13 protein-coding genes and 1 tRNA gene are annotated in these 14,820 nt (G+C 57.9%); all 14 read left to right on the top strand.

The genetic code is table 11. The features are described from left to right. Positions 1-233: 233 nt before the first annotated feature. The 14 genes from wecA to LGM20_RS24610 all read left to right on the top strand — a co-directional run bounded on the left by wecA (position 234) and on the right by LGM20_RS24610 (position 14,785). Complete coding sequence (gene wecA / locus LGM20_RS24675; RefSeq protein WP_004886849.1) at positions 234-1,337, top strand: UDP-N-acetylglucosamine--undecaprenyl-phosphate N-acetylglucosaminephosphotransferase; 1,104 nt, start codon at positions 234-236, stop codon at positions 1,335-1,337. A gap of 13 nt (positions 1,338-1,350) precedes the next feature. Next, complete coding sequence (wzzE, locus tag LGM20_RS24670) at positions 1,351-2,397, top strand: ECA polysaccharide chain length modulation protein (RefSeq protein ID WP_032429045.1); 1,047 nt, start codon at positions 1,351-1,353, stop codon at positions 2,395-2,397. A 56-nt stretch (positions 2,398-2,453) separates the two neighbouring features. After that, entirely contained in the window at positions 2,454-3,584 is a 1,131-nt protein-coding gene (wecB, locus tag LGM20_RS24665) for a non-hydrolyzing UDP-N-acetylglucosamine 2-epimerase (protein ID WP_072013405.1), read from the top strand. Then, positions 3,581-4,843 (top strand): UDP-N-acetyl-D-mannosamine dehydrogenase, encoded by a 1,263-nt coding sequence (wecC, locus tag LGM20_RS24660; protein ID WP_023291553.1) that lies wholly within the window; start codon positions 3,581-3,583, stop codon positions 4,841-4,843. The genes wecB and wecC overlap by 4 nt, the downstream gene beginning before the upstream one ends. Further along, entirely contained in the window at positions 4,840-5,907 is a 1,068-nt protein-coding gene (gene rffG, locus LGM20_RS24655; RefSeq protein ID WP_044521750.1) for a dTDP-glucose 4,6-dehydratase, read from the top strand. Before wecC ends, rffG begins: the two co-directional genes overlap by 4 nt. A gap of 18 nt (positions 5,908-5,925) precedes the next feature. Then, on the top strand, positions 5,926-6,807 hold the full coding sequence (gene rfbA, locus LGM20_RS24650) for a glucose-1-phosphate thymidylyltransferase RfbA (RefSeq protein WP_023291555.1): 882 nt from the start codon (positions 5,926-5,928) through the stop codon (positions 6,805-6,807). Continuing rightward, positions 6,785-7,459, top strand: coding sequence for a dTDP-4-amino-4,6-dideoxy-D-galactose acyltransferase (rffC, locus tag LGM20_RS24645; protein ID WP_023291556.1), 675 nt, complete (start codon positions 6,785-6,787; stop codon positions 7,457-7,459). The genes rfbA and rffC overlap by 23 nt, the downstream gene beginning before the upstream one ends. Positions 7,460-7,463: 4 nt before the next feature. After that, positions 7,464-8,594: a dTDP-4-amino-4,6-dideoxygalactose transaminase gene (gene rffA, locus LGM20_RS24640; RefSeq protein ID WP_044521751.1), complete on the top strand. Its 1,131-nt coding sequence runs from the start codon at positions 7,464-7,466 to the stop codon at positions 8,592-8,594. Position 8,595: 1 nt separating this feature from the next. Next, the gene (gene wzxE / locus LGM20_RS24635; RefSeq protein WP_032454508.1) at positions 8,596-9,846 is read left to right on the top strand and encodes a lipid III flippase WzxE; all 1,251 of its coding nucleotides are present in this window, start codon (positions 8,596-8,598) and stop codon (positions 9,844-9,846) included. After that, positions 9,843-10,919, top strand: a complete 1,077-nt coding sequence (locus LGM20_RS24630) for a TDP-N-acetylfucosamine:lipid II N-acetylfucosaminyltransferase (protein ID WP_044521752.1) — start codon at positions 9,843-9,845, stop codon at positions 10,917-10,919. Before wzxE ends, LGM20_RS24630 begins: the two co-directional genes overlap by 4 nt. Then, the gene (gene wzyE / locus LGM20_RS24625; RefSeq protein ID WP_044521753.1) at positions 10,916-12,262 is read left to right on the top strand and encodes an ECA oligosaccharide polymerase; all 1,347 of its coding nucleotides are present in this window, start codon (positions 10,916-10,918) and stop codon (positions 12,260-12,262) included. The genes LGM20_RS24630 and wzyE overlap by 4 nt, the downstream gene beginning before the upstream one ends. Before the next feature lie 11 nt (positions 12,263-12,273). Next, positions 12,274-13,014, top strand: a complete 741-nt coding sequence (gene wecG / locus LGM20_RS24620; RefSeq protein WP_023291561.1) for a lipopolysaccharide N-acetylmannosaminouronosyltransferase — start codon at positions 12,274-12,276, stop codon at positions 13,012-13,014. A gap of 206 nt (positions 13,015-13,220) precedes the next feature. Next, positions 13,221-14,606: a bifunctional threonine/serine APC transporter ThrP gene (thrP, locus tag LGM20_RS24615; protein ID WP_044521754.1), complete on the top strand. Its 1,386-nt coding sequence runs from the start codon at positions 13,221-13,223 to the stop codon at positions 14,604-14,606. A gap of 102 nt (positions 14,607-14,708) precedes the next feature. After that, positions 14,709-14,785 (top strand) — tRNA-Arg (locus LGM20_RS24610). Positions 14,786-14,820: the final 35 nt, after the last annotated feature.

The following is a 14,820-nucleotide window of genomic DNA, read 5'->3' as shown; positions in this document are numbered from 1 at the left end:
AAAGCCAAAAACGCCACGCCTTTGCGTGGCGTTTTCATTTTGGGATTTGTATGATCCAGAGACAGAGAAAGCGGGACGAAAATTGTCGTATAATGGCGCCGGACAGCAGGCGGAGACAGCTTTAACAGACTAAAATCTATACAATAAATTTGTAATGTTCTGCTTTTCCCCTTCTGGAGTTGGGGCATCATCGCTATACTTCCCGGATTAACTATGCTGAGAGCACATGCGTTGTGAATTTACTCACTGCTATTACTGAATTAATCAGTATTTTCTTATTCACGACCCTCTTTATTTTTGTCGCGCGGAAAGTGGCAAAAAAGATTGGGTTAGTGGATAAACCAAACTATCGCAAACGGCATCAGGGGTTGATTCCGTTGGTCGGTGGTATCTCAGTTTATGCAGGCATCTGTTTCACCTTCGCCATCGCCGATTATTATATTCCTCACGCCTCGCTGTATCTGGCCTGTGCGGGGGTATTGGTGCTGGTTGGCGCGCTGGACGATCGCTTCGACATCAGCGTGAAAATTCGCGCGGTCATTCAGGCCGCGATCGCCGTGATTATGATGATGGCAGGGAATCTGCATCTGAGTAGTCTGGGCTTTATTTTTGGCTCGTGGGAGCTGGTGCTGGGGCCTTTCGGCTTCTTCCTCACTCTGTTTGCCGTCTGGGCCGCCATCAACGCGTTTAATATGGTCGATGGGATTGACGGCCTGCTCGGCGGCCTGTCATCCGTCTCCTTTGCGGCGACTGGGATCATCCTCTGGTTTGACGGTCAGTACAGTCTGGCGATGTGGTGTTTTGCGATGATCGCCGCCATTCTGCCCTATATTCTTCTTAATCTTGGCGCCCTCGGCCGCCGCTATAAAGTTTTTATGGGTGACGCCGGCAGCACCATGATTGGCTTCACCATCATCTGGATCCTGCTGGAAACCACACAAGGTAAAACGCATCCCATCAGCCCGGTCACCGCGCTGTGGATTATCGCTATCCCGTTGATGGATATGGTGGCGATTATGTATCGCCGCCTGCGTAAAGGCATGAGTCCTTTCTCACCGGACCGGCAGCATATTCATCATTTGATCATGCGCGCCGGGTTTACTTCCCGCCAGGCGTTCGTCCTGATCACCCTGGCCGCTGCCCTGCTGGCGCTGGTTGGCGTCGCGGCGGAATATACCCGCATTGTGCCGGAATGGGTGATGTTAATTCTCTTTTTGGTGGCCTTCTTCCTTTATGGCTACTGTATTAAGCGCGCCTGGAAAGTGGCGCGTCTGGTTAAGCGCATCAGACGCAGAATTCGGCGACACAGCGGCAATAATCCGAAACTAACCAAGTAAAGCTGGGGATGTGATGACTCAACCATTACCGGGAGCACAATCAGTGAACGTTGAGAACGAGCTGGATATTCGCGGGCTGTTTCGCGCTTTATGGGCAGGAAAAGGCTGGATAGTCGGCGGTGCTGTACTCTTCGCCGCTATCGTGTTGGTGTACACCTTCTTTGCTCGCCAGGAGTGGAGCGCCACGGCGATCACCGATCGGCCTACTGTCAACATGTTGGGGGGGTACTATTCCCAGCAGCAGTTCTTACGCAATCTGGATATCAAAGCCGACCTGGCCTCGGTAGATCAGCCTTCCGCCATGGATGAAGCGTATAAAGAGTTCATCATGCAGTTGGCCTCCTGGGATACCCGGCGTGATTTCTGGCTGCAAACGGACTACTACAAGCAGCGACAGTCGGGTAATGCTCGCGCCGATGCGGCGATGCTGGATGATTTAATTAACAATATCCAGTTTATGCCAGGCGATGCGGCCAAGAGCGTCAACGACAGCGTCAAACTGACCGCCGAGACCGGGCAGGATGCCAATAATTTGCTGCGCCAGTATGTGGCTTTCGCCAGCCAGCGGGCGGCTGGCCATCTTAACGACGAGCTCAAAGGCGCCTGGGCGGCGCGGACGGTACAAATGAAGGCGCAGGTGAAGCGTCAGGAAGAAGTGGCCGAGGCTATTTTCAACCGCCGGACCCACAGCGTGGAGCAAGCGCTGAAGGTCGCTCAGCAGCATAATATCTCGCGCAGCGAAACGGATGTTCCTGCCGATCAGTTGCCGGATTCAGAGCTATTTTTATTGGGCAGGCCGATGCTGCAGGCCAGACTGGAAAACCTGCAGGCCGTCGGACCGGAATATGACCTCGATTACGACCAGAATCGCGCCATGCTGAGCACGTTGAACGTCGGTCCAACGTTGGATCCGCGTTTTCAGACTTACCGGTATTTGCGAACGCCGGAAGAACCTGTAAAACGCGATAGCCCGCGCCGTGTATTTCTGATGGTGATGTGGGGGATTGTGGGTGCGCTCATCGGCGCAGGCGTGGCGTTATCGCGTCGTCGTGTCCTGTGATTGCGGCCTGTGGTGAAGGGCAAATGACCTTCATCGCCTAATCGAAGAGAATCGATGTGAAAGTACTAACTGTATTTGGCACGAGGCCGGAAGCCATCAAAATGGCTCCTCTGGTCCATGCGCTGGCAAAGGATCCTCATTTTGAGGCGAAAGTATGCGTGACTGCGCAGCATCGGGAGATGCTCGATCAGGTGTTGAAACTATTCTCCATCACCCCGGACTACGATCTTAACATCATGAAGCCGGGGCAGGGGCTCACCGAGATCACCTGCCGTATTCTTGAGGGGCTGAAGCCGGTTCTGGAGTCGTTTAAACCCGACGTGGTGCTGGTGCATGGCGATACCACCACCACGATGGCGGCGAGCCTGGCGGCGTTTTACCAGCGTATACCGGTGGGCCATGTAGAGGCGGGTCTGCGGACCGGCGATTTAAGTTCGCCGTGGCCGGAAGAGGGCAACCGTACGCTGACCGGGCATCTGGCGACGTACCATTTCGCCCCTACGGAAACCTCGCGGCAGAATCTGTTGCGGGAGAACATTGCCGACAGTCGCATCACGGTGACCGGGAATACGGTCATCGATGCCCTATTCTGGGTGCGCGATCGCGTTCTGGGCGATGAAGCGCTACGGGAGACCCTGCTGCAGCGCTATCCTTTCATTAGCCACGGTAAAAAAATGATTCTGGTTACCGGCCATCGGCGGGAAAGCTTTGGGCTCGGCTTTGAGCAGATCTGCCAGGCGCTGGCGGAGATAGCCCATACCCACCCTGAGGTGCAGATTGTCTATCCGGTTCACCTGAATCCTAACGTCAGCGAACCGGTGAACCGTATTCTCGGCCATATCGACAACGTGATGTTGATTGAACCGCAGGACTACCTGCCGTTCGTCTGGTTGATGGATCGGGCCTGGCTCATCCTGACCGATTCCGGTGGTATTCAGGAAGAGGCGCCTTCCCTGGGGAAACCGGTGCTGGTCATGCGCGATATGACCGAACGTCCGGAAGCGGTGGCCGCCGGTACCGTCTGTCTGGTGGGCACCGACAGCCAGCGCATCGTGGCGGAAGTCACGCGACTGCTGGAGGATGATGCCGCATACCAGGCGATGAGCCGCGCGCATAATCCTTATGGCGATGGCGAAGCATGTCGTCGAATTTTGTCTGCACTTAAAAATAATCAGGTAATGCTATGAGTTTTTCTACCATTTCAGTGATTGGCCTTGGCTATATCGGGCTGCCAACCGCTGCCGCGTTCGCCTCCCGGCAGAAGCGGGTGGTCGGCGTTGATGTCAATCAACATGCCGTGGAGACCATTAACCGTGGAGAGATTCATATCGTGGAGCCGGACCTGGCGAGCGTGGTGAAGACCGCGGTCGAGCAGGGATATTTAAGCGCCACCACCACCCCGGTGGCAGCGGATGCCTACCTGATTGCCGTGCCGACGCCGTTTAAAGATCGCCACGAGCCGGATATGGTGTTTGTCGAGTCGGCGGCTAAATCCATTGCGCCGACGTTAAAGAAAGGCTCGCTGGTGATCCTCGAGTCCACCTCGCCGGTCGGGTCGACCGAACAGATGGCTGAGTGGCTGGCGGAGATGCGCCCGGACCTCAGCTTTCCCCAGCAGGTGGGTGAAGCGGCGGACGTGAATATCGCCTACTGCCCGGAGCGGGTATTGCCCGGCCAGGTGATGGTCGAGCTGATTAAAAACGACCGCGTTATCGGCGGCATGTCGCCGGTCTGCTCCGCTCGCGCCAGCGAGCTGTATAAAATCTTCCTCGAAGGCGAATGTGTGGTGACCAACTCGCGTACCGCCGAGATGTGCAAGCTGACGGAAAACAGCTTCCGCGACGTCAACATCGCTTTTGCCAACGAGCTGTCGCTGATTTGCGCCGATCAGGCCATTAACGTCTGGGAACTGATCCGCCTGGCGAACCGCCATCCGCGAGTGAATATCCTGCAGCCGGGACCGGGCGTCGGCGGCCACTGTATCGCCGTCGACCCGTGGTTTATCGTGGCGCAAAACCCGCAGCAGGCGCGTCTGATCCGCACGGCCCGTGAGGTCAACGACCACAAGCCGGAATGGGTTATCGAACAGGTGAAGGCGCAGGTAGCTGACTGCCTGAATGCCACCAACAAACGGGCCAGCGAACTGACCATTGCCTGTTTTGGCCTCGCCTTTAAGCCGAATATTGACGACCTGCGCGAAAGCCCGGCAATGGAAATTGCCGCGCAGATTGCCCGCTGGCACAGCGGCACGACGCAGGTAGTTGAGCCCAACATTCACGCGCTGCCGAAGAAACTCGACGGTCTGTGTACGCTGGCGACCCTCGATGCGGCGCTGGCCAGCGCCGACGTGCTGGTGATGCTGGTCGATCACCATGAATTTAAAGCCGTTAGCGGCGACAGCGTCACCCAGGCGTATATCATCGACACCAAAGGAGTGTGGCGGTGAGAACCATTCTGGTCACCGGCGGCGCGGGCTTCATTGGTTCGGCGGTAGTGCGGGAGATTATCCAGCACACCGCCGATCGCGTGGTGGTGGTGGATAAACTGACCTACGCCGGCAATTTAATGTCGCTGGCGCCGGTGGCGCAGGATGCGCGTTTCGCCTTTGAACAGGTGGATATCTGCGACCGCGGCGAGCTGGACCGTATTTTCGTGCAGTATCAACCGGATACAGTGATGCACCTGGCGGCGGAAAGCCATGTCGATCGGTCGATTGACGGCCCGGCGGCATTTATTGAAACCAATATCGTGGGCACCTATACGCTGCTGGAGGCGGCCCGTAGCTGGTGGAATACGCTGGCTACGGCGCAAAAATCGGCGTTTCGCTTCCATCACATCTCCACCGATGAAGTGTATGGCGATCTGCACGGCAGCGATGATTTCTTTACCGAGACCACGCCCTATGCGCCAAGCAGCCCCTATTCGGCCTCGAAAGCCAGCAGCGACCACCTGGTGCGTGCCTGGCTGCGTACCTATGGCCTGCCGACGCTTATCACCAACTGCTCGAATAACTACGGCCCATATCACTTCCCCGAGAAGCTGATCCCGCTGACCATCCTCAACGCGCTGGCAGGCAAGCCGCTGCCAGTGTATGGCAATGGACAGCAGATCCGCGACTGGCTGTACGTGGAAGATCATGCCAGAGCGCTGTATCTGGTGGCGACCCGCGGCGAACCGGGCGAGACTTACAATATCGGCGGTCATAACGAGCGTAAAAACATCGAGGTGGTGGAAACCATTTGCGAATTGCTCGAAGCGCTGGCACCGCATAAGCCGCAGGGCGTGGCGCACTATCGCGACCTGATCGCCTTTGTTGCCGATCGCCCGGGCCACGATCTGCGCTATGCCATTGATGCCTCGAAGATCGCCCGTGAGCTGGGCTGGACGCCGGCTGAGACCTTCACTTCCGGTATGCGTAAGACCGTGGCGTGGTATCTGGCGAACGAGACATGGTGGCGCCAGGTTCAGGACGGAAGCTATCAGGGCGAGCGTCTTGGACTGCAAGGCTAATCATCTCTGGGGGGAATGATGAAAGGTATTATTCTGGCGGGGGGTTCCGGAACGCGACTGCATCCCATCACCCGCGGCGTGTCGAAGCAGCTGTTGCCGATCTACGATAAGCCGATGATCTACTACCCGCTGTCGGTATTAATGCTGGCCGGGATCCGTGAGATCCTGATCATCACCACGCCGGACGATCTGCGCGATTTCCAGCGCCTGCTCGGCGATGGCTCAGAATTTGGCATTGCGCTGCACTATGCCGTACAGCCGACGCCGGATGGTTTAGCCCAGGCGTTTATCATCGGCGAAGCCTTTCTTAACGGCGAACCGGCGTGCCTGGTGTTAGGCGACAATATTTTCTTCGGCCAGAGCTTCAGCCCCAAGCTGCGCAGCGTGGCTGCCCGCACGGAAGGGGCGACGATTTTTGGCTATCAGGTGATGGATCCTGAGCGCTTTGGCGTGGTGGAGTTTGATGACAACTTTCGCGCGCTGTCGCTGGAAGAGAAGCCGAAGCAGCCGAAGTCGAACTGGGCGGTCACCGGTCTCTATTTCTACGATGGCAAGGTGGCGGAGTACGCCAAACGGGTCAAGCCATCCGAGCGCGGCGAACTGGAAATCACCTCTATCAACCAGATGTACCTTGAAGATGGCGCATTGACCGTCGAACTGCTTGGACGCGGCTTTGCGTGGCTGGATACCGGCACCCACGATAGCCTGATCGAGGCCAGCATGTTCGTGCAGACCGTCGAGAAGCGTCAGGGCTTCAAAATCGCCTGTCTGGAAGAGATCGGCTGGCGCAACGGCTGGCTGGACGACGACGGCGTCAAACACGCGGCGAAGCGGTTGGAAAAAACCGGCTACGGCCAATATCTGCTGGATCTGCTCCGTGCCCGTCCGCGCCAGTATTGATCCCCTGGAGTGGGAGAACCGCTTCTTTGCCGTTAACAGCGCCGTCGTTCACTTTGACGAGCATGCGCCGCGGCTGACGCCTGAGGCGCTGGCGGGGTGGTCGCGAGTGCAGGCGAAGGTAGCCGCCAGCGACACCGTCCGGCTCGACGCGCTGCAGCAGCTGGGTTTTCAGCTGGTGGAAGGCGAGGTCGATCTGGCGCTACCGGTGGGCAACCCTGCGGATGCGGGCGCCGACGTCGCCGTGGAGGCGGATATTGCGCCACTGCGCGAGCAGGCGGCGCAGGCCTTTGCGATGAGCCGCTTTCGCGCGCCCTGGTATGCTGCCGACGCCAGCGGCCGTTTCTATGCCCAGTGGATTGAAAATGCGGTGCGCGGCACCTTCGATCATCAGTGCCTGATTTACCGCCATCCAGAGGGCGATATTCGCGCCTTTGTCTCCCTGCGCCAGCTCAATGCCACCGAGGCGCGTATCGGCCTGCTGGCCGGACGCGGCGCCGGGGCGCAGCTGATGCAGGCGGCGCGGTACTGGGCCGCTTCGCGCGGACTTTCTACACTGCGGGTGGCGACCCAGATGGGCAACACCGCCGCGCTTAAACGTTATATTCTCAGCGGTGCTAATGTGGAAAGCACCGCCTACTGGCTATACAGGTGACCCCATGATCCCATTTAACGCGCCGCCGGTGGTTGGAACCGAGCTTGATTACATGCAGTCTGCGATGAACAGCGGCAAGCTGTGCGGCGACGGCGGCTTTACGCGCCGCTGCCAGCAGTGGATGGAGCAGCGTTTTGGCACGGCAAAAGCCCTGCTAACCCCTTCCTGCACGGCTTCGCTGGAGATGGCCGCGCTGCTGCTGGATATCCAGCCGGGCGACGAAGTGATTATGCCCAGCTATACCTTTGTATCCACCGCCAATGCCTTTGTGCTGCGCGGGGCGAAAATCGTCTTCGTCGATATCCGTCGCGATACGATGAATATCGATGAAACGTTAATCGAAGCCGCTATCACCGATAAAACCCGGGCGATCGTCCCGGTGCACTATGCCGGCGTAGCCTGCGAGATGGATACCATCATGGCCATCGCCGACAAGTACAACCTGTTCGTGGTGGAAGACGCCGCGCAGGGGGTGATGTCCACCTACAAGGGGCGCGCGCTGGGCACCATCGGCCATATCGGCTGCTTCAGCTTCCATGAAACTAAAAACTACACCGCCGGCGGTGAGGGCGGGGCGACGCTGATCAACGATCGCACGCTGGTGGAACGTGCGGAGATCATTCGCGAAAAAGGCACCAACCGCAGCCAGTTCTTTCGTGGCCTGGTGGATAAATATACCTGGCGGGACATTGGCTCCAGCTATCTGATGTCCGACCTGCAGGCCGCCTATCTGTGGGCGCAGCTGGAAGCGGCGGAGCGCATCAACCAGCAGCGTCTGGCGCTGTGGCAGAATTACTATGACGCGCTGCTGCCGCTGGCCCGCGCGGGACGTATTGAACTGCCGACGGTCCCGGCTGACTGCGGGCAAAACGCGCACATGTTCTACATTAAGCTGCGCGATATCGAGGATCGCAGCAGGCTTATCGCCTGGCTGAAAGAGGCGGAGATCCTCGCGGTATTCCATTACATTCCCCTGCACAGCTGTCCGGCAGGCGAACACTTCGGCGAATTCCACGGTGAAGACCGCTATACCACCCAGGAGAGCGAGCGCCTGGTACGCCTGCCGCTGTTTTACAATCTGTCTGTGGTGAACCAGCGGACGGTGATTAACTCGCTGCTGAGCTACTTCTCCTGATATGTCGTTAGCAAAAGCCTCATTGTGGACGGCGGCCTCGACGCTGGTCAAAATCGGCGCCGGGCTGTTGGTCGTCAAGCTGCTGGCCGTCTCGTTTGGGCCCGCGGGCGTTGGCCAGGCCGGTAACTTCCGGCAACTGGTCACCGTGCTCGGCGTGCTGGCCGGGGCCGGGATATTTAACGGCGTCACGAAGCTGGTGGCTCAGCATCACGACGATCCCCCGCGCCTGAAGCAGGTGGTGGGCACCTCGTCGGCGATGGTGCTTGGCTTTTCCACGCTGCTGGCGCTGGTGTTTTTACTGGCGGCGGCGCCGATAAGCCAGGGGCTGTTCGGTCATACTCATTATCAGAATCTGGTACGGCTGGTGGCGTTGGTGCAGATGGGGATCGCCTGGGCGAACTTCCTGCTGGCGCTGATGAAAGGCTTTCGCGATGCGGCGGGAAACGCCTTCTCGCTGATTGCCGGCAGCCTGATTGGCGTGGCGGCCTATTATGCCTGTTACTACTTCGGTGGTTACCAGGGGGCGCTGCTGGGGCTGGCGTTAGTGCCGGCGCTGGTGGTGATCCCGGCGGGCATCATGCTCTGGCGGCGGGGTAATATTCCGCTGAGCGCCCTGCGTCCGCGCTGGGATAACGGTCTGGCGGGACAGCTATCGAAATTTACCCTGATGGCGCTGATAACCTCAGTGACCCTGCCGGTGGCTTATGTGATGATGCGTAATCTGCTGGCGGCGCATTATGGCTGGGAGGCGGTCGGTATCTGGCAGGGGGTGAGCAGTATCTCCGATGCCTATCTGCAGTTTATTACCGCCTCGTTCAGCGTCTATCTCTTGCCGACGCTGTCGCGGCTGAGCGCCAAAACGGATATCACCCGCGAGATAGTCAAGTCGCTGAAATTCGTCCTGCCGGCAGTGGCGGCGGCGAGCCTGACGGTCTGGCTGCTGCGCGATTTTGCCATCTGGCTGCTGTTTTCCGATCGCTTTACCGCGATGCGTGACCTGTTCGCCTGGCAGCTGGTGGGCGACGTTTTAAAAGTAGGCGCCTACGTCTATGGCTATCTGGTGATCGCTAAAGCGTCGCTGCGTTTTTATATTCTGACGGAAATCAGCCAGTTCACGCTGCTGACCGCATTCTCACACTGGCTTATACCGGCGCACGGCGCGGTTGGCGCGGCGCAGGCGTATATGGCCACTTATATTGTTTATTTCGCCCTTTGTAGTGGCGTGTTTTTACTCTGGCGTAAACGGGCATGACAGCACTGATACATGTACTGGGATCGGATATCCCGCATCATAACCAGACCGTACTGCGGTTCTTTAACGACGAACTGGCCGCCGATCCGCAGGCCAGGAGATTTATGGTCGTCGGTGATGAGGCCAGCGTGCGTGATGGGTATCCGGCGCTGGACATCACCTGCTATCCGGGGAAGAAGTCGCTGGCGCAGGCGGTGATTGCGCAAGCCAAAGCCAACCGTCAGCAGCGCTTTTTCTTCCACGGCCAGTTCAATACCGGCCTGTGGCTGGCGCTGTTGAGCGGCGGTATCCGCCCATCGCAGTTTAACTGGCATATCTGGGGGGCGGATCTGTATGAAAACGCGACCAGCCTGAAGTTCCGCCTGTTCTATCCGCTGCGCCGCCTGGCGCAGGGGCGGGTGGGGCGCGTTTTCGCCACCCGCGGCGATCTTAGCTGGTTCGCTAACCGCCATCCGCGCGTTCCGGGCGAACTACTCTACTTCCCGACCCGTATGGATCCGGCGCTGAATACCCTGGCCGAAAACGCGCCGCGCGGCGACACGCTGACCATTCTGGTGGGCAACTCCGGGGATCGCAGCAATGAACATATTGCCGCGCTGAAGGCTATCCATCAGCAGTTTGGCGATACGGTAAACGTCATCGTGCCGATGGGCTATCCGGCGAATAACGAGGCCTATATCAATGAGGTTCGTGAGGCGGGGGCGGCGCTGTTTAGTCGCGAGCATCTGCAGATCCTCAGCGAGAAGCTTGAGTTTCATGATTATCTGGCGCTGCTGCGCCGCTGCGATCTGGGCTATTTCCTGTTTGCGCGTCAGCAGGGGATCGGCACCTTGTGCCTGTTGATTCAGGCGGGCATTCCCTGCGTGCTCAACCGCGAAAACCCGTTCTGGCAGGATATGACCGAGCAGCATGTGCCGGTGCTGTTCACCAGCGATGCGCTGGAAGTCAGCGTGGTTCGCGAAGCGCAGCGCCAGCTGGCGAGCGTGGATAAGTCGGGTATCGCTTTCTTCCGGCCGAACTATCTGACGGGCTGGCAGCGAGCGCTACGGTTAGCGGCGGAGGGGCAGGCATGACGTTAATGCAATTTAGCGGGCTGCTGGTGGTCTGGCTGCTGTCGACGCTGTTTATCGCCACCGCCACCTGGTTTGAGTTCCGTCGGGTACGCTTCAACTTCAACGTCTTTTTCTCGTTGCTGTTTCTGCTGACCTTTTTCTTCGGTTTCCCGCTGACCAGTATTCTGGTGTTCCGCTTTGACGTCAGCGTGGCGCCGCCGGAGATTTTGCTGCAGACGCTGCTGATTGCGGTGTGCTTCTACGCGATTTACTACGTGACCTATAAAACGCGGCTGCGTCCGGCATCGCGTGAGATTACGCGTCGGCCGCTGTTTACCATGAACCGGGTGGAAACCCATCTGGCGTGGGGCATACTGATGGGGCTGGCGCTGCTGTGCGTCGGCATCTTCTTCGCCCACAACGGTTTCCTGCTGTTTAAGCTCAACTCTTACAGCCAGATTTTCTCTGCTGAAGTCTCCGGCGTGGCGTTGAAACGCTTCTTCTACTTCTTTATTCCGGCGATGCTGGTGGTCTATTTCCTGCGCCAGGATTATAAGGCGTGGATTTTCTTCCTCGTCAGCACCGTGGCCTTTGGTCTGCTGACCTACGCTATCGTCGGCGGGACTCGCGCCAATATCATCATCGCCTTTGCCATCTTCCTGTTTATCGGCATTATTCGCGGCTGGATCAGCTTGTGGATGCTGGCTGCGGCGGGCGTGCTGGGCATCGTCGGCATGTTCTGGCTGGCGCTGAAGCGCTACGGGATGAACGTCAGCGGCGACGAAGCGTTTTATACCTTCCTCTATCTCACACGCGATACCTTCTCGCCGTGGGAGAACCTGGCGCTGCTGCTGCAAAACTATGACAAGATCGATTTCCAGGGGCTGGCGCCGATGATCCGCGACTTCTACGTCTTTATCCCCAGCTGGATGTGGCACGGTCGTCCGACGATGGTGCTCAATACCGCCAACTACTTCACCTGGGAAGTGTTAAACAACCATTCGGGGCTGGCGATTTCGCCGACGCTGATTGGCTCGCTGGTGGTGATGGGCGGCGTCTGGTTTGTGCCGCTGGGCGCTGTGGCGGTCGGGTTGATTATTAAATGGTTCGACTGGCTGTATGAGCTCGGCAACCGGGAGAGCAATCGCTATAAAGCGGCAATCCTGCATAGTTTCTGTTTCGGCGCTATCTTCAACATGATAGTGCTGGCGCGCGAGGGGCTGGATTCGTTCGGCTCCCGCGTGGTGTTTTTCCTCGTGATCTTTGGTATCTGCTTGCTGGCGGCGAAACTGCTGTACTGGTTCCTGGATAGCGTGGGACTGATTCATAAGCGCGTAAAACCGCTTTCGCAACCGCAAGTCTGAGAAGGATGGACATGACTGGGACCATTTCCGCGCCGTTGTACCTGTTAAGAGGGCTGCAGCTCATAGGCTGGCGCGATATGCAGCACGCTCTGGATTATTTATATGCCGATGGCGTTCTCCGGGAGGGGACGCTGGTGGCGATTAATGCCGAGAAAATGCTGGCCGTAGAGGATAACCCCGAGGTGCGGGCGCTGATTGAGGCGGCGGAGTTTAAATATGCGGATGGCATCAGCGTGGTACGTTCGCTGCGTAAAAAATATCCGCAGGCCCAGGTGTCCCGCGTGGCGGGAGCCGATCTCTGGGAAGCGTTAATGCAGCGCGCCGGCGCTGAAGGCACTCCGGTGTTTTTGGTCGGCGGTAAACCTGAAGTCCTGGCGCAGACGGCGTCCAGCCTGCGCCAGCGCTGGCAGGTGAATATCGTCGGCAGCCAGGACGGCTATTTTGCGCCTGAGCAACGGCAGGCATTGTTCGAACGCATTCGCGACAGCGGGGCGAAAATCGTCACCGTCGCCATGGGGTCCCCGCGTCAGGAGATCTTTATGCGCGACTGTCGGCGCCTGTACCCGCACGCGCTGTATATGGGCGTCGGCGGCACTTACGATGTTTTCACCGGGCACGTTCATCGGGCGCCGAAGTTCTGGCAGGATCTGGGGCTGGAGTGGTTTTACCGCCTGGTTTCCCAGCCGAGCCGGATTAAAAGGCAGGCCCGGCTGCTACGATATTTACGTTGGCATTACACCAATAAACTCTAATATTCCTCTGCATTCTGGCGAGTTTGTGTCCATTTTCTGTTTAATGTCTTTACTCGCCTGATACTTTATTTGCCATTTCCATAAAATTCATTAACCATTCGCAGGCTTCATACGCGCGGGGGGAGACCTGCGCGTCGGCAAGGCTATGAGTTCAGTTAATAACAATAACCGGGAGTACCCGGAATACGGCAAACACAAGAGGATATATGACTGAGAAAAAAGCGGAGCTCCAGCGTGGACTGGAGGCCCGGCATATTGAACTGATCGCCCTTGGGGGGACGATTGGCGTGGGGTTGTTTATGGGGGCGGCCAGTACCCTGAAGTGGGCTGGGCCTTCCGTGCTGCTGGCGTACATTATCGCTGGCCTGTTCGTCTTTTTCATTATGCGCTCAATGGGCGAAATGCTGTTCCTTGAGCCCGTCACCGGCTCCTTCGCGGTGTATGCGCATCGCTATATGAGCCCCTTCTTCGGCTACCTGACCGCCTGGTCGTACTGGTTTATGTGGATGGCGGTGGGCATCTCTGAGATTACCGCCATCGGCGTCTATGTGCAGTTCTGGTTCCCGGAGATGGCGCAGTGGATCCCGGCGTTAATTGCCGTGGGGCTGGTGGCGCTGGCTAACCTCGCGGCGGTCCGGCTGTACGGTGAAATCGAGTTCTGGTTCGCCATGATTAAAGTGACCACCATTATCGTGATGATCGTCGTGGGCCTGGGCGTCATTTTCTTCGGCTTTGGCAACGGCGGCCACTCCATCGGTTTTGGCAACCTGACCGAACATGGCGGCTTCTTTGCCGGCGGCTGGAAGGGCTTCCTGACGGCGCTGTGTATCGTGGTCGCGTCCTATCAGGGGGTGGAGCTCATCGGCATTACCGCTGGTGAAGCGAAAAATCCGCAGGTCACACTGCGCAGCGCGGTGGGCAAAGTGCTGTGGCGGATCCTGATTTTCTACGTCGGCGCGATTTTCGTTATCGTCACCATCTTCCCATGGGATCAAATCGGCTCCAACGGCAGCCCGTTCGTACTGACGTTTGCCAAAATCGGTATTACCGCCGCGGCGGGGATTATCAACTTTGTGGTGCTGACGGCGGCGCTTTCCGGCTGCAACAGCGGGATGTACAGCTGCGGACGTATGCTGTACGCCCTGGCGAAGAACCGTCAGCTGCCGGCGGCGATCGGTAAGGTATCGCGCAACGGCGTTCCGGCCGTCGGCGTGGCGCTGTCTATTCTGATCCTGCTGGTAGGCTCCTGCCTGAATTACATCATTCCTAATCCGCAGCGGGTGTTTGTCTATGTCTATAGCGCCAGCGTCCTGCCGGGGATGGTGCCCTGGTTTGTGATCCTGATTAGTCAGCTGCGTTTCCGTCGCGTACATCAGGCAGCGATAGCCAGCCATCCGTTCCGTTCGCTGCTGTTTCCGTGGGCCAACTATTTCACCATGGCTTTCCTGATCTGCGTGCTGATCGGGATGGGGCTGAATGATGAAACCCGGATGTCGCTCTTTGTCGGCATTATTTTCCTTGCTGCCGTTACCCTGATTTATAAGGTGTTTGGCCTTGGAAGGCAGGGGCAAGTCAATAATACGGCTGAATAAGCGCCAAAACGAACAAAGCATGAGCAAACGATAATTTTCTTTTAAAAGGCACTAGACAGCGGGGGAGGAAGTCCGTATTATCCGACCCCGCAACGGCGCTAAGCGCCCGTAGCTCAGCTGGATAGAGCGCTGCCCTCCGGAGGCAGAGGTCTCAGGTTCGAATCCTGTCGGGCGCACCATTAACCCGGTGCTGGAGCTGCGGTGGTTTTAATAC

The organism is Klebsiella quasipneumoniae subsp. quasipneumoniae (assembly GCF_020525925.1).
Taxonomy (GTDB): Bacteria; Pseudomonadota; Gammaproteobacteria; order Enterobacterales; family Enterobacteriaceae; genus Klebsiella; species Klebsiella quasipneumoniae.
The sequence above is the reverse complement of the archived record's forward strand: the minus strand, read 5'-3'. Positions and strand labels throughout refer to the sequence as shown.

Coding starts and splice junctions, on each gene's coding strand:
- wzzE (WP_032429045.1), top strand. CDS start 1,351: ATGACTCAACCATTACCGGGAGCACAATCAGTGAACGTTGAGAACGAG.
- wecC (WP_023291553.1), top strand. CDS start 3,581: ATGAGTTTTTCTACCATTTCAGTGATTGGCCTTGGCTATATCGGGCTG.
- rfbA (WP_023291555.1), top strand. CDS start 5,926: ATGAAAGGTATTATTCTGGCGGGGGGTTCCGGAACGCGACTGCATCCC.
- rffA (WP_044521751.1), top strand. CDS start 7,464: ATGATCCCATTTAACGCGCCGCCGGTGGTTGGAACCGAGCTTGATTAC.
- wzxE (WP_032454508.1), top strand. CDS start 8,596: ATGTCGTTAGCAAAAGCCTCATTGTGGACGGCGGCCTCGACGCTGGTC.
- LGM20_RS24630 (WP_044521752.1), top strand. CDS start 9,843: ATGACAGCACTGATACATGTACTGGGATCGGATATCCCGCATCATAAC.
- wzyE (WP_044521753.1), top strand. CDS start 10,916: ATGACGTTAATGCAATTTAGCGGGCTGCTGGTGGTCTGGCTGCTGTCG.
- wecG (WP_023291561.1), top strand. CDS start 12,274: ATGACTGGGACCATTTCCGCGCCGTTGTACCTGTTAAGAGGGCTGCAG.
- thrP (WP_044521754.1), top strand. CDS start 13,221: ATGACTGAGAAAAAAGCGGAGCTCCAGCGTGGACTGGAGGCCCGGCAT.